The organism is Streptomyces sp. NPDC059909 (assembly GCF_042730885.1).
Classification (GTDB): Bacteria; Actinomycetota; Actinomycetes; order Streptomycetales; family Streptomycetaceae; genus Streptomyces.
This window is the reverse complement of sequence record NZ_JBHWKX010000105.1, coordinates 1-18,490: the sequence shown is the minus strand read 5'-3', so window position 1 is coordinate 18,490 and position 18,490 is coordinate 1. Positions and strand designations below refer to the sequence as shown.

General features: G+C 69.3%; 17 protein-coding genes. 5 read left to right on the top strand and 12 right to left on the bottom strand.

The window, feature by feature from the left end:
- Positions 1–479 precede the first annotated feature (479 nt).
- The 8 genes from ACFV9O_RS36415 to ACFV9O_RS36380 form a co-directional block, all read right to left on the bottom strand.
- Positions 480–1,856 (bottom strand): phosphomannomutase/phosphoglucomutase, encoded by a 1,377-nt coding sequence (locus tag ACFV9O_RS36415; RefSeq protein WP_385426213.1) that lies wholly within the window; start codon positions 1,854–1,856, stop codon positions 480–482.
- Complete coding sequence (locus ACFV9O_RS36410; RefSeq protein WP_385426210.1) at positions 1,853–3,553, bottom strand: glycoside hydrolase family 13 protein; 1,701 nt, start codon at positions 3,551–3,553, stop codon at positions 1,853–1,855. The genes ACFV9O_RS36415 and ACFV9O_RS36410 overlap by 4 nt, the downstream gene beginning before the upstream one ends.
- The gene (locus ACFV9O_RS36405) at positions 3,550–4,782 is read right to left on the bottom strand and encodes a Gfo/Idh/MocA family protein (protein WP_385426207.1); all 1,233 of its coding nucleotides are present in this window, start codon (positions 4,780–4,782) and stop codon (positions 3,550–3,552) included. Before ACFV9O_RS36405 ends, ACFV9O_RS36410 begins: the two co-directional genes overlap by 4 nt.
- On the bottom strand, positions 4,779–5,795 hold the full coding sequence (locus tag ACFV9O_RS36400) for a glycosidase (RefSeq protein ID WP_385426221.1): 1,017 nt from the start codon (positions 5,793–5,795) through the stop codon (positions 4,779–4,781). Before ACFV9O_RS36400 ends, ACFV9O_RS36405 begins: the two co-directional genes overlap by 4 nt.
- A gap of 62 nt (positions 5,796–5,857) precedes the next feature.
- On the bottom strand, positions 5,858–6,751 hold the full coding sequence (locus tag ACFV9O_RS36395) for a carbohydrate ABC transporter permease (protein WP_385426204.1): 894 nt from the start codon (positions 6,749–6,751) through the stop codon (positions 5,858–5,860).
- A gap of 1 nt (position 6,752) precedes the next feature.
- A complete protein-coding gene (locus ACFV9O_RS36390; RefSeq protein ID WP_385426201.1) occupies positions 6,753–7,715 on the bottom strand; it encodes a carbohydrate ABC transporter permease in 963 nt (320 codons plus the stop codon).
- Positions 7,716–7,721: 6 nt separating this feature from the next.
- On the bottom strand, positions 7,722–8,993 hold the full coding sequence (locus tag ACFV9O_RS36385) for an extracellular solute-binding protein (RefSeq protein WP_385426198.1): 1,272 nt from the start codon (positions 8,991–8,993) through the stop codon (positions 7,722–7,724).
- 113 nt (positions 8,994–9,106) lie between these two features.
- Positions 9,107–10,138 (bottom strand): LacI family DNA-binding transcriptional regulator, encoded by a 1,032-nt coding sequence (locus ACFV9O_RS36380; protein WP_385426196.1) that lies wholly within the window; start codon positions 10,136–10,138, stop codon positions 9,107–9,109.
- A gap of 275 nt (positions 10,139–10,413) precedes the next feature.
- On the opposite strand from ACFV9O_RS36380, the gene ACFV9O_RS36375 reads away from it, so the two are divergent.
- The 5 genes from ACFV9O_RS36375 to ACFV9O_RS36355 all read left to right on the top strand — a co-directional run bounded on the left by ACFV9O_RS36375 (position 10,414) and on the right by ACFV9O_RS36355 (position 15,702).
- Positions 10,414–12,996: a S41 family peptidase gene (locus tag ACFV9O_RS36375; RefSeq protein WP_385426193.1), complete on the top strand. Its 2,583-nt coding sequence runs from the start codon at positions 10,414–10,416 to the stop codon at positions 12,994–12,996.
- A 293-nt stretch (positions 12,997–13,289) separates the two neighbouring features.
- On the top strand, positions 13,290–13,784 hold the full coding sequence (locus tag ACFV9O_RS36370) for an SDR family NAD(P)-dependent oxidoreductase (RefSeq protein ID WP_385426191.1): 495 nt from the start codon (positions 13,290–13,292) through the stop codon (positions 13,782–13,784).
- The gene (locus tag ACFV9O_RS36365; RefSeq protein WP_385426219.1) at positions 13,781–14,041 is read left to right on the top strand and encodes a hypothetical protein; all 261 of its coding nucleotides are present in this window, start codon (positions 13,781–13,783) and stop codon (positions 14,039–14,041) included. Before ACFV9O_RS36370 ends, ACFV9O_RS36365 begins: the two co-directional genes overlap by 4 nt.
- Positions 14,038–15,285: a hypothetical protein gene (locus ACFV9O_RS36360; protein ID WP_385426188.1), complete on the top strand. Its 1,248-nt coding sequence runs from the start codon at positions 14,038–14,040 to the stop codon at positions 15,283–15,285. Before ACFV9O_RS36365 ends, ACFV9O_RS36360 begins: the two co-directional genes overlap by 4 nt.
- Before the next feature lie 150 nt (positions 15,286–15,435).
- Positions 15,436–15,702, top strand: a complete 267-nt coding sequence (locus tag ACFV9O_RS36355; protein ID WP_385426185.1) for a hypothetical protein — start codon at positions 15,436–15,438, stop codon at positions 15,700–15,702.
- Between the two features lie 374 nt (positions 15,703–16,076).
- Here ACFV9O_RS36355 and ACFV9O_RS36350 read toward each other — a convergent pair whose 3' ends face one another.
- The 4 genes from ACFV9O_RS36350 to ACFV9O_RS36335 form a co-directional block, all read right to left on the bottom strand.
- On the bottom strand, positions 16,077–16,256 hold the full coding sequence (locus tag ACFV9O_RS36350; RefSeq protein WP_385426183.1) for a hypothetical protein: 180 nt from the start codon (positions 16,254–16,256) through the stop codon (positions 16,077–16,079).
- Between the two features lie 36 nt (positions 16,257–16,292).
- Positions 16,293–17,198, bottom strand: a complete 906-nt coding sequence (locus ACFV9O_RS36345) for a PQQ-binding-like beta-propeller repeat protein (protein WP_385426180.1) — start codon at positions 17,196–17,198, stop codon at positions 16,293–16,295.
- A gap of 122 nt (positions 17,199–17,320) precedes the next feature.
- Positions 17,321–17,794 (bottom strand): transposase family protein, encoded by a 474-nt coding sequence (locus tag ACFV9O_RS36340; protein WP_385426177.1) that lies wholly within the window; start codon positions 17,792–17,794, stop codon positions 17,321–17,323.
- 194 nt (positions 17,795–17,988) lie between these two features.
- A complete protein-coding gene (locus ACFV9O_RS36335) occupies positions 17,989–18,342 on the bottom strand; it encodes a DUF6247 family protein (protein ID WP_385426216.1) in 354 nt (117 codons plus the stop codon).
- Positions 18,343–18,490: the final 148 nt, after the last annotated feature.

Sequence of the window (18,490 nt, the reverse complement as noted above, 5' to 3'; positions counted from 1 at the left end):
TCGAGAACCAGAAGCGTCCTGGCTAAGGACAACAGCGCAGACCCGTGGTCCAGCACGGGTCAGGGCAATCGAGAGAAGCGCTTCCTCCCGGGCGTGAACGCCCGGGGTTCCGCGCTAGATCGTGCTGAACAGCTCGTGGGTGTCGAATCCAAAGAGCAGCAGGAGGCCCCGGTGCCGCAGTCTTCCGTGTCGATGGCCGGGCAGTCCAACTCGGCTGCTCCATCGTGTGATTGCCTCGCGCACGTGTACGGCAACGCGGCTGACCGACCCGAGCGGCAGCGCCGGTACCCGACGGACATGACGGACGCGGAGTGCGCCGAGGTCCGGCCGCTGCTTTCGGTGCGGGGCTTGCTGCGCGGGCGGGGCGGTCGGCCGGAACGGTACTGCCACCGCGCGATGCTGACTGCAGGAGGAAGCGGCTCAGCGGTTCCTCTCGCGCCGACGGCGTGCCTGATCAAGCGCCGCGGCTGTGGGCTTGATCAGGCACGAACGATGGCCAGTACCTCGTCGCGGAGCCGGGCGACGGTGTCCGCCTCGGTGGCCTCGACATTGAGCCGCAGCAGCGGTTCGGTGTTGGAGGGGCGAAGGTTGAACCACCAGTCCGCGGTGCTGATCGTGAGTCCGTCGAGCTCGTCGGCGATGACACTGTTCCGGCCGGCGAAGGCCTCGCGTACGGCGGCGATCGCACCGGCCTGATCCGTGACGACGCTGTTGATCTCGCCCGAGGCCGCGTAGCGCTCGTACTCCGCCACGAGTGCCGAAAGCGGTACCTGATCGCCGCCGAGGGCGGCGATCAGGTGCAGGGCAGCCAGCATGCCGGTGTCGGCGAACCAGAAGTCGCGGAAGTAGTAGTGCGCCGAGTGCTCACCGCCGAAGACCGCGTGGGTCCGCGCCATCTCGGCCTTGATGAACGAGTGGCCGACCCGGGTGCGGACCGGAGTACCGCCGTGCTCGCGCACCGCGTCCGGCACGGCCCGCGATGTGATCAGGTTGTGAATGACGGCGCTGCCGGGACGGTCGGCCAGCAGCCGGGTCGCGATCAAGGCCGTGATGGCGGACGGCGAGATGGGTTCGCCCCGCTCGTCGACGACGAAGCAGCGGTCGGCGTCGCCGTCGAACGCCAGGCCCATGTCCGCCCCGGTCTCGCGGACCTTGTGCTGCAGGTCGGCGATGTTCTTTGGCTCCAGTGGATTGGCCTCGTGATGGGGGAACGTGCCGTCCAGCTCGAAGTACATCGGGACCAGGTCCACCGGCAGATCGCGGAAGACCGCGGGGGTGGTGAGACCGCCCATGCCGTTGCCCGCGTCCACCACGATCTTGAGCGGCCGGATCGCCGTGAGGTCGACCAGGCCCAGGAGGTGGGCGGCGTACTCCTGGAGCATGTTTCGCGGGGTGATGGAGCCCGGCCTGCCGGGGGAGATCGGCAGCGGCTCTCCCGCGGACCAGTGCTCCACGAGCTCGCGGATCTCGCGCAGTCCCGTCGCCTCGCCCACCGGCGCCGCCCCGGCCCGGCACATCTTGATGCCGTTGTACTGGGCCGGGTTGTGGCTCGCCGTGAACATCGCACCCGGCCGCCCCAGCTTTCCGCTGGCGAAATACAGTCCGTCGGTGGAACACAGACCGATCTCGGTCACGTCGGCGCCGCGCCCCGCGGCGCCCTCGGCGAAGGCGCGGGCAAGTGCCGGGGAACTGGGGCGCATGTCGTGGCCGATGACGATCGCGTCCGCGCCCGTCACCTCGACGAAGGCCGCTCCGAAGAGCCGGGCGAGGTCCTCGTTCAGTTGGTCGGGGACGGTGCCGCGGACGTCGTAGGCCTTCACCAGGCCGGAGAGATCAACGCTGGACCTGTCACTCACTTCTTGCTCTCCTTGAAAGTCATCCACACGGCCGTGTCCTGCGGGATCGTCCGGCCTTCCAGCGGGGCGCTGGCGAGCAGCACCTCGGCGCCGTCGTCCAGCGGCAGTGGCCGCTCACCGAAGTTGACCACGCACCTCAGACCCGCGCCGCGTTCGAATCCGAACCATGCGCCACTGTCGGGCCCGTCGAGCTTCAGGACGACGTCCGAGGCCCGGTGCGCGCGCCGTAGACGCAGCGCCGATCGGTACAGTGCGAGCATCGAGTCGCCGTCGGCCTCCTGCGCCAGGGCGCAGAGCCCGGCCCAGTCGGCCGGCTGTGGAAACCAGCAGTCCTCCGCGGCGGCGGTGCTGAAGCCGTACGCGGCGGCGTCGCCCTGCCAGGGCAGTGGCACTCGGCAGCCGTCGCGCCCGCGCTCCTGGTGTCCGGAGCGCTCCCACAAGGGGTCGCGCAGCCGGTCGTCGGGCAGCTCGGCCTGCGGCAGGCCGAGTTCCTCGCCCTGGTAGACATAGGCGGCGCCCGGCAGCGCGAGCATGAGCAGCGCCGCGGCCCGGGCCCGCCGCTCACCGACCGTGCTGCCGCCGTAGCGGGTGACCGGCCGGACCGCGTCATGGCTGGAGAGCACCCAGGTGACCGGGGCGCCCACGGCCTGCATGGAGGCGGCGGACTGCTCGACCACGTCGCGCATTGTCGCCCCGTCCCAGGGGCACTCCAGGAAGGCGAAGTTGAAGGTCTGCTGCATCTCGCCGGGACTGACGTAACGGGCCAGCCGCTCGGGATCGAAGATGCCGGCCTCGGCCACCATCACCCGTTCCCGGGGGGCCACTGCGCCCGCGGGCGCGGGATGGTTGTCCAGTAGAGCGCGCCACCGGCGGAAGAGCGGGTGCAGCTCCTCCTGGTCGTAGTAGGGCATCAGGTGGTTGCGGAAGATGTCCTTGTGCTGTCCGGGTCCTGCGTCCGGTAGGCCATCGGCTTTGAACAGGGTGTGGGCGACATCGACCCGGAAGCCGTCGACACCGCGGTCCAGCCAGTGGGTCAGGATCCGCTCGAAGTCGGCGACGACCTCCGGATCACGCCAGTTCAGGTCCGGCTGCTCCGGGGCGTGCAGGTGCAGGTACCACTCACCTGGGTTGCCGTCGTGGTCGGGGACCCGGGTCCATGCCGGTCCGCCGAAGGCCGACTGCCAGTCGTTGGGCGGCAGCGTTCCGTCCGCGCCCCGGCCGGGGCGGAAGATGTACCGCTGCCTTGCCCGAGAGCCCGGCGCGGTGGCGACGGCCGCCCTGAACCACGGGTGCTCGTGGGAGGTGTGATTGGGCACCAGGTCCACGAGGACCTTGATGCCCAGGGCGTGGGCCCGGGCCACCAGGGCGTCGAAGTCGGCCCTGGTGCCGAGGTCCGGGGCGATGTCGGTGTGGTCGGCGATGTCGTAGCCGCCGTCTGCCAGCGGCGAGGGGTAGAACGGTGTGATCCACACCGCGTCCACGCCCAGCCGGCCGAGGTGGTCGAGGCGTGCCGTTGCTCCGGCCAGGTCGCCCACACCGTCGCCGTCGCTGTCGGCGAAGGAGCGCGGATAGATCTCGTAGCACACGGCGTCCCGCCACCACGCGGTGTCCGGACCATGGGCGGCGCCGACTCCGGGCCCGGCGAGGGCCGGGCCCGGGAAGCCGGCACCGACGGCCGGGCTCTTGAGCGTGCTCATGCGGCCTCTCCTCGGGGCGACGGGGCCGGGACGGTGACGGGCACGGTGCGACCGGTCTCCGCCGAGCGGGTCGCCGCCTCGGCCACGGCTACCGTGGCCAGGCCGGCCTGGGCGTCGGCCACGGGGGTGCCGCCGTGCTCCGCACAGAGCAGCATGTCGGTGAAGGCCGCCCGTACGCTTTCGGAGTAGACGTACGGTTTGCGCGCCTCGCCCCCGAGGTCGATCACGAGGTCGACCCGGTGCGGGACGGTGCGCCGGACGCCGCGGCCGGAGGCCGGGCGGTCCGAGCCGGCGTCACGGGCAACCGAGACCGTGACGCGGTCCTCGCCGTGCGGGCGCAGGCCCGGGACCTGGAGGAGCTCGGCGGCCCGCTCGGGCAGCCGCTCCCAGCGGGCGGCGCCCGCGTCATCGGTCCACGCGGTGACGGTGGCGTACGTGGGGATCCAGCCGCTCACCCGGGCTTCGGCGAAGCCGTAGTCCAGCCGCATCAACTGCCGTTCGGTGCGGTGCGCGTGGGTGAAGGAGTGGGTGTGGGTGGCCACCGCCCCGCAGGGGTGGACAGCGGTGGCCACCACGATGTCCACGGGCCCGCCGGGTCGCCGCACCGCGGTGCCCTGGACCTCGACCGGGTCACTGCCCATCAGGGCCCTGGCCGCGTCGAAGAAGTGCACGCCGTGCTCGATATGGATGCCGCCGCTGTGCGCCGGGTCCCAGAACCAGTGGTCCGGCCCCAGGTCCTCGTCGGAGGCGTCGTTCTCGAAGGCGAACCGCTGCAGCGCATCCAGCAGCCCTTCCTCGCCGAGCCGCTGCAGCATCCGCAGGATCGGGTTGTAGCGCAGCACGTGGTCGACGACGAGCACGCCGGGAGCGCGGTCGGCCTCCTCCTTGACCCGGGCGGCGTCCGCCAGGGTCACGGCCATGGGCTTCTCGCAGAAGACGTGCTTGCTCGCGCGCAGGGCGATGACGGCCGCCTCGGCGTGGGCGGCCGGTGGGGTGGCCAGGGCCACCCCATCGACGTCCGGGCGTGCGACGACCTCCTCCACGGTGGCGTGGACGGCCGCGCCGTGCCGCTCGGCGAGCGCGCGGGCGCGGTCGGCGTCGGGGTCGGCGCAGGCGACGATGCGCAGGCCCGGGATGTCCCGCACCGCGTCCAGCACATAGGCGCCGAAGCCGCCGCAGCCGATCAGCGCCAGCCCGAAGCCGCGGCCGGCCTGCGGTGCGATGCTCACTCGGCCCGGTCCAGGCGCGCGACGCCGATGTGCGCGTCGGCCATGCCGTAGAAGACGTACCGCACGCCGTCGATCTCCTCGATGGCGGTCGGGAAGACGACGTTGGGCACGGTGCCGGAGCGCTCCTCCTCGGTCTCCGGGGCCATCAGCGGTTCAGTGGTGCGGGCCACCACGTTGGCCGGGTCGGCCGGGTCGAGGATCATGGCGCCGGCCGCGTAGTGGACCGTCTGCACCTGGGCGAAGGGGTCCTCGATGTTGCCGGAGACGCCGTGGTGGATGAGCAGCCAGCCCTCCTCCACCCGGATCGGGGCCGGACCCGCGCCGATCTTCAGCTCCTCCCAGGGGTACTCGGAGAGCGCGACGAGGCGGTGGTGGCGCGGCCGGGCCAGCGCACGGATGTCCTGCTTGACCTCGTCGACCGGGACGTAGGAGATCCAGATGCCGGGGCGCTCGTCCGTCACGCCGGCGGGCAGGTGAACGCCCTCACCGGGGCGGAACCAGCCCAGGTCCCACATCGGGCGGTGCAGCATGGCGTAGTACATCTCGCCGTCCGGACCCGGCACGGGCTCGGGGAAGTGCACGACGTCCTTGTTCGGGAAGAGGTTGAGGTCGGTGTCCAGGTCGGACTGGTACTCGAACTGGATCGGGCCGAGGCGCTCCCACTTCACCAGGTCCTCGGAGACGGCAAGCGCCGGCTTGGGCCCGAGCGGGCCGTACGCCACGTAGGACATCACGTGCCGGCCGAGGTCCTCGATCCAGGTGATGCGGGGGTCCTCGACACCGGCGTTGTTCTTGCCACGCTCCCAGCCCTCGTCGGGGGCGAGGACGACACCGCGGCGCTCGACACCGGTGGGGACGCCGTCCTCGACGACGACCTCGGCGAGGCCCACGCGGGAGACGTTGCCCTCGGCGACGAGCCGCGGCAGCAGGTGGAGCGTGCCGTCAGGGGTGCGGCCGGCGGCCGGGTTGAGCACGCCCTCCACCTCGAAGGTTTCGCCGGGGAGCGGGGACATGACGACGCCGACCCGGGTGAGGCGGTACGGAACGGGGTTGGCGGTGCTGTGGGTCACAGGGTTCAGCCCTTCGTGGCGGAATCGATGTCAGTGGAGGAGAAGCGGCTCTGGAACACGATGTAGAGCGCCACCGCGGGAGCCGCCAGGACGCACGCTCCGGCCAGGATCGCGCCGAAGGGGTTGGCGGCGGCCGAGGAGACGGTGCTGATGTAGTTGGCCAGCGAGACGGCCAGGGGCTGCATCTCGGCGTCCTTGGTCACCAGGAACGGCCAGAGGAACTCGTTCCAGGGCCCGGTGAAGCTGAGCAGCACCACGGAGATCAGTGCCGGCTTGCAGAGCGGCACCGCGATGCGGAACAGGATCTGCAGTTCCGAGGCGCCGTCGATGCGGGCCGCCTCGAACATGGCGGGCGGCAGCTGCAGGAAGAACTGCCGGAAGATGAAGACCGCGCTGGTGTTGATCGCGAAGGGCAGGATGATGCCCAGGTAGGAGTCGGCGAGACCGTAGTTCCGCACGATCAGCACGTACAGCGGAATGATCAGCAACTGGAAGGGCACGACCTGGACCAGAAGCACGAGGGCGAAGGTCGAGCCGCGGCCGCGGAAGTGCAGGCGCGCCAGCGCGTATCCGGCGAAAAGCCCGAAGACGGTGGTGCAGATGATCACACCGCCGGTGAAGATTCCCGAGTTCACCAACGAGCGCCCCAGCGAGATGGCCGAGTTGATCTCACTGTAGTTGTGCAGCGTCAGGTTGCCGGGGTCGGGGAACGCCCCCGCCGGGCTGGAGTCCGGCTCCTCCTGCAGGGAGCCGATGATCATGTAGTAGAAGGGGAAGAGGAAGGCGAAGGCTCCGACGAGCAGCGCGATCTTCGACCCGATCGACAGGGGGCCCCTCCCGGCCTCTTCCGACAGGCTCTTGCGCCGTTTTGCGGAGGAGGGTGCGACGTCGACGCTCATGTCAGTCCCTCTCCGTGAAGCGGCGGTAGACGAGCGAGATGGCGGTGATCAGGACCACGAGGATCACGCCGATGGCGGCGGCCTCGTCGGGATGCCCTTGCTGCAGACCTCGCTGGTACATGAGGAGGACCGGCGATGTCGTCGCTCCGTCGGGTCCGCCGCCGCTGGTGAGCAGGTAGGGCTCGGTGAACAGGTTGGCGCCGGTCACCGTGGCCAGAATGAGCACCAGCAGCGTGGCGGGGCGTACCGCGGGCACCGTGATCGACCGGAAGATGCGGAACTTCCCGGCACCGTCGATCGCCGCCGACTCGTACAGCTCGTTGGGCACGTTCTGCAGCGCCGACAGATACAGCACCACGAAGAAGCCCAACTGCTTCCAGGCGACGAAGACCGCGACGAGCGGCATCGCCAGCGTGGAGTTCACCAGCCACGAGGGATCCGGCGCGAGAGGCCCGAGGGCCTTGTTGACCACGCCATTGGTGTTGAACAGGAACAGCCACACACCCACGACCGCGACACTGGCCGTGATGTAGGGGATGTAATAGGCCGTCCGGAAGAAGGAGCGGCCCCGCAGCTTCTTGTTGAGCGCGCTGGCGAGGACTAGCGAGCTCACCACCGTCAGCGGAACGTTGATGACGAGGAAGACGGCGATGTTGGTGAAGGAGCGCCACACGGCGGGGTCCGAGAGGACCGCGACGTAGTTGTCCAGTCCCACGAACGGCCGGTCGACCTGCACCCCGGGGGCGGTGAAGAAGTAGTCGTGGAACGAGATCCACACGGCGTAGCCGAGTGGGTACACGAACACGGCGGCCAGGTAGAGCAGATACGGAGAGACCATCAGCGTCCCGATGGGCTGGCGGCCCCCCAGCCGCCGCCACAGGGGCTGCCTGTGCTCCGCCGTGCTCCTCCCGGCTCCGTGAGGAGCACGGCGGGAGCGCCGGGTCTCGAGCTGTGTGGAGGACATGGCCGGCTACTGACCCTCTGCGAGCTTCTCGACCTTGCCGGCGGCGTCCTGGAACGTGGCGTTCAGGTCACCCTTGCCGAAGATGACGGCCTTGGTGTAGGCGTCGCGGAAGGTCTGCCAGATCTCCACCGAGTTCGGAACGTTGGGGGACTCGATCGTGTGCTCGGCCTGCTTCGCGAAGAACTCGTAGTCCTTGTTCTTGGCGAAGTAGTCCGGGAAGGCGCCGAGCAGGTCCTGGCGCATCGGCATCTGGCCGGTCGCCTCCAGGAGCTTGCCGTCCTGCTCCTTGCTGGTGGCGAACTTGATGACGTCCCAGGCCGTCGCCTTGTTCTCGCACGAGGAGTACATACCGATGGACTTCTGGTCGCTGAAGGTGCCCTTGGCCGGCGTCCCGTCGGCCGTCGGCACGGGGGCGACGCCCCACTTCACCTTGTCGCCGTAGACGGAAATGGCCCACGGGCCGACGGTGGCCATGGCCGCCTTGCCCTCGGCGAAGGAGTCACCGTTGAAGGATTCCCTCGGAGCCAGCTTCTCGGCGTACATGGTCTTCCACATCTCCGCGGCCTTCAGGCCCTCCGGCGAGGCGAACTGCGCCTTGCCGCCCTCGACCAGCTGCTTGCCGGTCTGGGCCGCGAGCAGCGGGTAGTAGTCGAACCAGGACTGGTAGAACTCGGAGGTGGGAGCCGGCCAGATGGCTGCCTTCACCCCGCCGGCGCTCACCAGCTTGCGCGAGGTCTCCAGGAAGTCCTTGTAGCTCGACAGCTTCGGGTTCTCGGGGTCGAGCCCGGCCTTCTTGAAGATGTCCTTGTTGTAAATGATCGAGACCGGGTTGCTCTTCCACGGCATCTGGTAGTACTTGCCGTCAGGGGAGGCGTACTGCGCGAGCCGGTCCCCGACCCGCGACTGCAGGTACTCCTTGGCACCGGGGAATTCGTCCAACGCGACCAGACCGCCCTGCTTCTGGAAGCCGGGCACCGCGGCCGGAGCGGTGTTGAGGACCAGGCACGGCGCGTTGCCGGCAGCGATCGCAGCGCCGATGACCTCCTCGGAACTCTTGCCCGCGGGGATCTCCTGGGCGGTCACCTTCTCATTGGGATGAGCGGCGTTCCAGGCCGCCACCATGCTCTTCCCCCAGGCGACTTCCTGCGCATTGTTGGAGTACCAGATCTTGATCGGTCCGCGTGCGTCGTTCGATGCGCTGCCGGACTCCGATCCGCCGCCGCATGCGGTCAGGGCCAGGGCGGCCGCGGGAACTATCGCGAGGAAAGCCTTCTTCATTGGAGGTTCCATTTCTCACTGGATGGGGTCAACAGGCGGTCATCGGCGTCGCGTGACGTGCGAAGAGCACCTTCCTGAGGAGAACAAAGTCGTGGGCGGCCGAAGGCCGTCGGTCATGGGGCGGCCTCGCGGACGGGCGCTGGGCCGGTCGAGCCCCGTATGTGCAGCGTCGCGGGTTCCAGTTCGACGTCATCGGCGGCGCCTCGCTCGATGACCTCGACGAGCGCCAGCGCCGCGGCCCGGCCCCAGGACGTCGGATTGGCACGGCAGGTCGTCAGTGAAGGAAGGGTCCAGGAGGCGAGGGGGACGTCGTCGAATCCGACTATCGAAATATCCTCGGGCAGGCGCAGGCCGGCTTCCTGGGCGACGGCCATACCGGCCGTGGCCGACAGGTCGTTGCCGTACACGATGGCTGTGGGCGGAGCGCTTCGGGCCAGCAGCGCCTGGGTCGCCCGAGCTCCTCCCTCGGCGGTGAATCCTCCGGGCAGGACAGGCCCCGCCGGCAGTCCCGCCTCGGCGAGCGCGTCGGCCCACGCCTGGCGGCGGCGCCGTGCGTGCACGAACTCCTCCGGGCCGGTCACATAGGCGATGTCGAGGTGCCCCAGTTCGACGAGGTGGTGTACGGCGCGGCGGATCACGGGGCGGTCGTCCAGGTTCACCGTCGGCAGTTGCGTGCTGCCCTCGACGGCTCCCACGACGACGGCGGGCAGACCGAGCTCGGCAACGAGCTTCAGTCGCGGGTCGTCCACGCGCAGGTCGGTGAGGAACACACCGTCCACCCGCCGGTCGGCCTCGAGCCGGCGGTAGGTCGCCTCCTCGTCGCCAGGGCGGCACACATGCAGCATCAGACCGTCGCCGGTCTCGGAGATCGCCGACTCGATGCCCGCCATGAACGCCGGATAGAAGGGGTCGGTGCCGATGAGCTCCGGTTCGCGGCTCAGGACAAGCCCGACGGCGTGGGCCCTGCCGGTGGACAGCGCCCGCGCACTACGGCTCGGAGTCCACCCCAGCTTCTCGGCCGCCGCCCTGACACGCTGCTGAGTGGCGACGGCCACACCGGGCCGATCGTTGAGGACGAAGGAAACGGTCGCGCGGGAAACCCCGGCCAACGTGGCCACATCCGCGATCGTCGGGCGGCGGGACATGCGCGACTCCTGTCGTGTCCTGGCGGGCGAACTCATGATCACTGCGGGTTCCGCAAGGTTCCGGACGCGCACTGTGAAGCAGCGCCGCCCGTAGCACCGGAAATGCCGCGCCCACACCGCCGGTAATGGCGTTCAGCGACTGCATGACCAGGACTTGAACCGGTTTAAACGCTTCACATCTTGAGGTTCGCCTTTCAGCAAGTCAATGCGCCTCGGATGGTATGGGTGCTTAATCTGTTAAGTCTCTTTTCTGCTAGTTGCTCACTCTTGTGCGGATGAGGGCATCGCCTCAGCAAGTGCGCTGCGCGCAATGCGCTGTCGAGGAAAGCCGCCCCTCGCCGGCCGATGACCAACGGCGAGGGGACATGACAGTGCCCGGGCGGGCTGCGGCCGGGAAGCGTGCTCGGCACGGTGGTGCTGCCGGCGTGGCATCAACGGTGGATCAGCGATGGGGCCTGGTCCGCGAGCAGTACGACCGGATCGTGAGTACACCACCGCGCTCCGCTGGCCCCCGAGGCCGGGCAGATGCTGCGGCGCTTCACCCGCGGCGGCGGCCGGCCGAAGCATTGGAGCGCCTGTTGCGGAGCCGTGCGCTGGGTGACCAGCAGGGCGGCACAGGTCATGTACGGGACGCGCGATGGTGGCTCTGTCGGTCTCCGCCCGCGCCACCCACCCGGCCCTTTCAATCAAGCGTCGCGAGGCGGCGCTGCATGTCGTCGACCGACCGCACCCAATGGCTCGCCCCGGCAGTGGCGGCGGAACGGCCGGGTGTGACCTCGGTGTCTCCTTGTGAAGGCAATGCGTGCATCCGATCCAGCGAAATCGGCGCGTGTGACGACTTGCTTCGTGGGCGTCGCCGGATAACTGACGGCGACAGCCTGAATCCCCGTCACCTTCCCGGAGGCATGATGACGAGCCCTGCTGACGACTCCAGACCTGACTTCATCGAGCGGGCCGCAGAACCAGTCCGCGACCATCTGGCTGCCTCAACGCCATTGAGCACTTTCCTCCAAGGGGCGGGCACCCTGACGCTGGAGGAGCGCCGGCTCATCGTCGATCAGGCACTGGTCCTGCTGGAGCAGAACTACGTCCATCTGCCGCTGAAGGTGGCGATGCACGCCGTGAACCCTGTTCAGCGCTTGCGAGTCCTGCGGCGGCGCCTGGAGCGGCAGACGCCGCAGACCATGCCCCGGGAGTGGCTCTTCCATGCCGAGATGTCAGAGATCTTCCATTCGGTCAGGGACCTCCACACCAACTATCTGCTGCCCAACCCCTTCGCCGGGAAGATCGCCTTCCTTCCTTTCCTCATCGAGCAGTACACCGAGCAGCAGGAGACCAGGTTCATGGTCACCCATGTGGCCCAGGGCTTCTCCGCACCGGGTTTCGGACCTGGCGCCGAGATCACGCACTGGAGCGGCATCCCCATCGCCGATGCGGTCGACCTGAACGCGGTCCGTTTCGCCGGCAGTAACACCGCAGCCCGCCGCAGCCGTGGTGTGCAGTCGCTCACGGTGCGGCCGCTGGCCATGCACCTGCCGCCTTTCGAGGAGTGGGTCACCGTCACCTACATCGACAGCGATGACGGCCGTACGAAGCGTGAAGTACGGGAGAACTGGCGGATCGTGGACAATCTGCCCGCGTTCGTCGACGCGGACACCGTCAGCGCCGCCGCCGCCTCTCAGGGTCTGGACCTCGACGCAGACGAAGCCGGCCGGGCCAAGGTCATGCTGTTCGCACCCCGTATCGTCGCCCAGGAGCACGCTCTCCAGGCCGGTGAATCGATCCCGGAGCTGCGTCAGGGCGAGGTTGCCACCACCATGCCCAGGGTGTTCAAGGCCCGGGAGGTGCGGACGTCGTCCGGCACCTTCGGCCACATCCGCATCTTTACGTTCAACGTCGATGACCCGGTGGCGTTCGTCAACGAGTTCGTCCGCCTCATCGGGCAGCTGCCGGACCGAGGGCTCATCGTGGACGTCCGTGACAACGGCGGCGGCCACATCCATGCAGCGGAGTTCGCGCTGCAGGTCCTCACTCCCCGACGGGTTGTCCCCGAGCCGGTGCAGTTCATCACCACACCTCTCAACTTGCGGATCTGCCGCGCACACGAGCGTGACCCACTCATCGACCTCGGTCCCTGGGTCGCTTCCATGGATCAGGCTGTCGAGATCGGCGCCGCCTTCTCCGGCGCCTTCCCCATTACCCCGGAAGACGGCGCCAACGCCATCGGGCAGCAGTACTTCGGCCCGGTTGTCCTCATCACCAACGCCCGCTGCTATTCGGCCACCGACATCTTCGCGGCCGGCTTCCAGGACCACCGGATCGGACCCGTCCTCGGCACCGACGAGAACACCGGCGCCGGTGGCGCCAACGTCTGGACCCACCGGCTGCTCTCCTTGCTCCTGCAGGATGACACGGCCACGCCGTACGTGCCGCTGCCCAAGGGAGCCGGCATGCGCGTATCGATCCGCCGTACCCTGCGTGTCGGCGCCCAGTCCGGCGCCCCCGTGGAAGACCTCGGCATCACCCCCGACGAACGCCACCAGATGACCCGCCGAGACCTCATCGAGGACAACGCCGATCTCCTCGAGCGTGCCGGTCGGCATCTGAAGAGCCTGATCCCACACGCCGTGTCCATCACCGACGCTGTGTCCGTCGACGGTGGGCTGCGGCTCAAGGTCAAAGCCACCAACGTCGATCGAGTCGATGTCTACCTCGACCAGCGACCGCGTGCATCCGTCGACCTCTCCGACGGCCAGGCGGACGTGACGGTCCCCGATACGGGCGCGGCGCAGTCGGCCCGCGTTGAAGGGTTCGAAGCCGGCCGCCTGGTGGCCAGCAAGACCGAACCCGTCCCGTAGCCATCCGACATCGACCCCAGGAGCCGTCGCCACCGGTACAGCGAGGGCTCCTGGCCGATCCGGTGCGGACGGGTCGTCGATCCGAACAGACGCGGAGCCAGGGCCCCTGCTCCCTGCGAGGACCTGCAGCCGTAGCCCCTGTGACGTCCTGGGGTTGGTGTCGTCTTGCCGATCATGGGGCCGCGGGGCGTGGCGCGGGGTGACGCCGGAAGGCAAGGGCGTAGCCCCGGTGCGCACGGTGGATCCAGTGGATGCGTCCGTCGCTCGCCTGCCACGTCCGATCAGGAGACAACATGACCGCCGTCCCACCGGTATCGCTCGTCACCGACGCCAACCGTGGCATCGGTCTGGAGACCGCACGTCAGCTCGCCGCGCTCGGCCACGTCGTCCTGCGGTGCGCCAGACGGCTCGAGGATGTAGAACGGGCCGCCGTCGGCTTGACCGGACTCCCGGGCGCCGTCGTGCCGCGTCGGCTGGACGTGACAAAGGCCGACGACCTGCGCGCCCTCGAACGGTCTGTGGACGTCGAGTTCGGGCGGCTCGACGTCCTGGGCAACAACGCCGCGATCAACTACGACACGGCCGACCGCGCGGTCGACGTCGATCTCGACGAGGTGCGCCGCACGCTGGAGACCAATCTCTTCGGTGCCTGGCGGATGCTGCAGGTGTTCCTCCCGCTTCTGCGCCGGTCCACGCATCCGCGGGTGGTCAACGTTTCGAGCGAGTCGGGTTCCCTGCCGAGGATGACCGGCGGAACCCGGCGTACGGCGTCTCGAAAGCGGCCCTGAACGCCTTTACGCGCAAGGCCGCCGACGAACTTCGCGCGGAAGACGTCCTGGTGAACGCCGTGTGCCCGCGCTGGATTGCCACGGACATGGGCGGCGCGGGCGGCGGCCCCGTCGAGGACGGCGCGGCGCGTGTCGTCTGGGCGGCGACTCTGCCGGCTCCGGCCCCACCGGCGGCTTCTTCCGCGACGGGCGGCCGTTGCCGTGGTGATCGTGTCGTGCACCGCCTGGGAGCTTCTGGCGCCGCCCGCTCGGCGTGAAGCGGCGCGGCGCCGCAGCAGGCCCCTTCGACGGCGGCTGGCTGGGGCGCCGCGGGCGGACGCCTGGCGCCGGTGTGGACCTGGTCGACGTCCGCCGAGATCTGCGACGCCGTGGCGCATCCCCTGGAACCCGAGTTGCCGGCCGTCGGGGAAGGGACTGGTGGAAGCGGGGTGGCACGGAGGTCGGCACCGCGATCGACCAGCGGCTCCGGCTCTCCTTCACCACGGTCGCGCCCGTCGACGAGGCCGCGCTGACCGGCATTGAAATCACCGGCCGCACCGGCGCGGGCCTGCGGATGCGCGCCGTCGGCAATCAGCTGGCCGCTCGCCTGACGGAGACCGTCCACCGACTGGACCTCGACAACCGCGACACCCCGATGGACCGCGCACACGACGAAGAGGAGGATCTCGCCCGGCTCCTCATCGCCGCGGCCTGGTACCAGATCGCCTACCGCAACTGGACCGGCTTCACCTACACACCGCTGTTCATCAAGGCGCTGGAGGACCCCGGCGCCTTCACCCTGCAGCGGCTGCTGCAGCTCCCGCACCGCGACATGGTCACCGATGTCGTTGCCCAGCTCTACAAGGCCGCCGACGGACCTCTCAACGCCCTGCGCGCCCGCACCTGGCCAGCCGACTGCACGGGAGGACCGACCTTCCCGGGCGCCCGCATCACCGCGGACGCCGACCTGGTCGTCGACGGACTGCTCATCGACTTCAAGAGCACCAAGCACCCGCACACCCTCCGCAAGAACGTCGCCTGGCAACTCCTCGGCTACCTGCTCCTCGACACTGCCGACCAGTACCGGATCGACACCCTGGGCCTCTACCTCTCCCGCTCCGGCGTTCTCACCAACTGGTCCGTGGAGGAGTACCTGGACCTGCTCGGGACACGCCGCCGCGAGCTGGCTGCCTTCCGCGCCGCGTTTGCCGAGCTCCTGGCGGGCTGCACAGCCGACGTCGTCGCGCACGGCTCTGAAGAGGAAGACCGCGTCTGTCGTCTCCTTGAGCGCCTGGCGCCCGTCATTCCGCCCGGCCACTGTCTGGTGTGCGCTCAGCCCCTGCCCGACTCCATGCACCGGGTGTACTGCTCGCGGTGGTGCAGCATGCGCGCACCGACCCTGCGGCAGAAGGGCTGGCTGCCGCCCGGGCCCACAGTCGCGCAGGACGGCGAGGGCGGGGCGGGTCCGCGAGGAGCGTGCCGCAACCAGCTCTCCACCATCACGGGCGGCGGGAAGCGCTGACGCATCGGAGAAGGCCCTGTTCAGCAACAGCCGGAATGAGGTGAGCGACGGTGACGCGGTCGCCATCAACGGCGCGCTCAAGGCGACCCTCCGCCCCTGACGTAGCCGCCACGGCGCCCACTGTCAGTGGCAGATGCGAGGCTGGGCGGCATGGACGAGCTGATGCGCGGAAGGGTCTACGGCAGTGACCACGATGACCCCAACCCAGGTCCGCGGGCAGGTCACCAGTACCGCGAACTGGTCGCAGGCCCGTTGGACGGCCTACTGCTCGACGTGACCGGCTGGCCCGAGGATCAGCTGCGCGACGGAGCGGCACTCAGCACGGAGATCGGGTCGTTCGGCGCCGGCGGCCATGCACTCTATGGCCCACGCGCAGGTGACCCGCGCTGCTGGGACTGGCGGGGCGACACTCCCTGATCTGATGGCGAGCGGGAGCTTCCTCTCGGGCCTTGCAGACGCGCCAGCCATGGCGTGGGCGGTCGGAGTGTAGGCAGACACGCGTGTCAGAACGCCCACCCTTCGTCGGCCTCGTGCTGCCTGGCGAAGGCGTCTTGGAGCTGTAGGCGCCGCAGGAACCAAGTAATGCGGAACCCGGGCCGGGTCTCGCGATACGTGGTGCCCGTCCGGGGCGATCCCGTGGCCGGTCTTGTTATGGCGGGGGTTTTCGGCCTGGATCGCGGGCCGCTTTATCTCCCATGCGGCGTGCTCCGAGAAGGAAACGTGCACCCGCTCGAGAGACGCTCCCCGCCAGCTCCATATGGCAGTCCCACAAGTAGCCGACTGGCGGCGCCTCACTTGGTTGCGGTGACAAAAGAGATGGTGCCCTCCGAGACGGTCAGGCCACCGTACTGGTCGACTTCGAACGGGACGGCTCCTGGCCGGACTTCGCGGTCCTTGCCGGTGCGGGCGTCGAGGATGACAGGACCGTCGGTGGTGACCCCGTAGACGGCGCCGTGCCATACAGCGCCCACGTTGGGCACCGTGCGCTGGGCGCTGTGGGCGAAGTCTCACAGTTTGCTGCCCGTGGTGCTGTCGAAGGCGACGAGGGCGTTCGGCTGGCCGCCGAAGGGGTCCCAGCACACCACGACAGCGCGGGCGTCGTATCTGCACCGCCACGGCTCATAGTGCCGAGCGGTGTGGGGATGCGTGGCCCGCGTGGTTCCGGTGGCGGCGTCGAGGATGAGAAGCTGGGCTTCCCCGTCGGCGGCGAGGAGCCCTGGCCCGGCCGGGGATGCGGCGTTCGTGCCGGCGCCGCGCGAGGAATTCCACCGCTGCTTGCCGCTAGCAGCATCGAGCCCCGTGATCCGGCGGTCGTCGTATCCCTCAGCTGCCGCGCCGGCGATGACCCCGCCGGCCATCGTGACGGCATGGAAGCGCTGCTTCTTCCACCGCAGCGCCTGAGTGCCGCGGTCGAACGCGTAGGTCGTCTCCTGGGCGGTGAGGACCACGGTGGCATCGTCGGCGGCCGCGATCTTCGGCGCGAGGATCCCGTCGGCCGCCAGGTCATCGTCCCCACGCGACGGGTCGGGTTCGACTTCGACGTGCCACCGAGTCTTGCCAGTGGCCGCGTCAACTCCGAGGACTTCGATCACGGACCGAGAGGGGGATGTGCCTTCACCCGGCACGGTGCGCTCCCACGCCGCGAAGACCATCGCGCGGGCGCCATGCGCAACGATCCGTGGGGCGGCCCTGAGGGTGCCGAAGCCGTCCTGTTCCGCCTGGTACTTGGTGGGTGCCGTCCAGCGTGTCGAGCCTGTAACGGTGTCAACTGCCCGCAGACCCTCCGCCGCGGTCACATAGGCGGTGCCGTCGTGCAGGGTTACGGCAGGCCGTGACTCATCGATGCTGGCGGTACTCGGCTGGGCCGCGCCCGGCACCTCAACGCGATGCTCAGTGGCATCCGCGAAGCGCACGGGAGGGTCGAACACCTGCCGGGCCGGTGCGGAAGGCTTCGCCTCCGCGGGCTCGTTGCCTGTTTGCCGAGGTCCGTTCTCTGAGCAGGCCACCAGTAACGACGTAGCAAACAGCGCGCACGTTACCTGCGCAATCCAAGGCCTTCGCATACGTCCCCCGTTCGGTCGTCGATCATCACACAAGCAGGGACTGTATCCGAGGCGCTACGGCCGGTGATCCGAACGGTGTGAACCCGCGGGCATTCGCCGTTGTCGCAGAACTGTCGGCGCACCGACAGGTCGATCACGACGCCCTGCCCGCCGCTCGGCGTGTCCGCCAGGCGCCGTCCGTACAGGCTGTGGACCCGGTCCGGCGGCGCTCGGCAGTCCGGGCAGGGCACCGAGACGTGCTCTGGCGTCGACGCTTTGCTCACCACGCGGCCATCGCGCACGTCCTTGCACTCGAGCCGCACTCCCGCCAGATGCGCGAGCAGAAAGAAGATCTTCTCGCACGCCGCCAGCATCCAGCCCGCCGATGACGGAGCGTCACCGGCGCAGAGCAGCACGATCGACTTCGCGGAATCCGTGCCCGAACCCGGTTCAACCGACGCCGACACAGCCTCGTCAGGCGGTGTATGGGAGGCGAAGCCTCTTCAGCACCGAGGCCCACCGCCCTCCCGGCACCAGTGCAGCGCACCGGGTCCGATGTCGGTGACACGTCCGCAGCCACCGTCACATCACAGCATCTTTTCCACCAACGTGCGCACGGACGCGGCCTGGTGGCAAGCACGATTACGCCCGGGCGCACGGGCTAGGGAGCTGCGGTCTCCGGCACGGGTCCGTGGTCCGCTCTGGAGTCGGTGGTGAGCGTGGCGTGGAGCTCGGGGTCGGCATACACCTCGGCGGTGTGGCGCCACTCGGCGAGCAGCTGTGCGATGGCCGCGGTGTTCTCTAGTGCGGCGGCCGCGCCCAGGGCCTTGGCCAGCTCGATGGCGAACTGTCTCGTCTCGTGGGCCGGGAGGTAGCGCACCCATGGGAAGGCGGCGGGCAGGACGTCCATCACGAGGCGGCGGCCGTCCGCGGTGCGCATCATCTCAACGAGCATGCGGCGAGTCGCACCCGCCACCTCCTGGTCCTGCTCGGCCCGCGAGGCCGTGGTGAGCACCAAGTCCTCGTCATCCCACCGCCGGAGCACGATCCGTCGAGCCCCGCGCAGCACGGCTAGGAGCGCGTCTCAGTAACCGTCAGCTGGCCGGGAGGTCCTGATCGGCGGGATCGTTCACGGTCGCCCGGTCAGCGCCTGTGGGGCCGAC

What these genes read in the sequence shown, in the direction of transcription:
- ACFV9O_RS36410 (WP_385426210.1), bottom strand. Translation starts at nt 3,553, where the DNA reads ATGAGCACGCTCAAGAGCCCGGCCGTCGGTGCCGGCTTCCCGGGCCCG.
- ACFV9O_RS36400 (WP_385426221.1), bottom strand. Translation starts at nt 5,795, where the DNA reads ATGTCCCCGCTCCCCGGCGAAACCTTCGAGGTGGAGGGCGTGCTCAAC.
- ACFV9O_RS36395 (WP_385426204.1), bottom strand. Translation starts at nt 6,751, where the DNA reads ATGAGCGTCGACGTCGCACCCTCCTCCGCAAAACGGCGCAAGAGCCTG.
- ACFV9O_RS36390 (WP_385426201.1), bottom strand. Translation starts at nt 7,715, where the DNA reads ATGTCCTCCACACAGCTCGAGACCCGGCGCTCCCGCCGTGCTCCTCAC.
- ACFV9O_RS36385 (WP_385426198.1), bottom strand. Translation starts at nt 8,993, where the DNA reads ATGAAGAAGGCTTTCCTCGCGATAGTTCCCGCGGCCGCCCTGGCCCTG.
- ACFV9O_RS36380 (WP_385426196.1), bottom strand. Translation starts at nt 10,138, where the DNA reads ATGTCCCGCCGCCCGACGATCGCGGATGTGGCCACGTTGGCCGGGGTT.
- ACFV9O_RS36375 (WP_385426193.1), top strand. Translation starts at nt 10,414, where the DNA reads ATGAGGGCATCGCCTCAGCAAGTGCGCTGCGCGCAATGCGCTGTCGAG.
- ACFV9O_RS36370 (WP_385426191.1), top strand. Translation starts at nt 13,290, where the DNA reads ATGACCGCCGTCCCACCGGTATCGCTCGTCACCGACGCCAACCGTGGC.
- ACFV9O_RS36355 (WP_385426185.1), top strand. Translation starts at nt 15,436, where the DNA reads ATGGACGAGCTGATGCGCGGAAGGGTCTACGGCAGTGACCACGATGAC.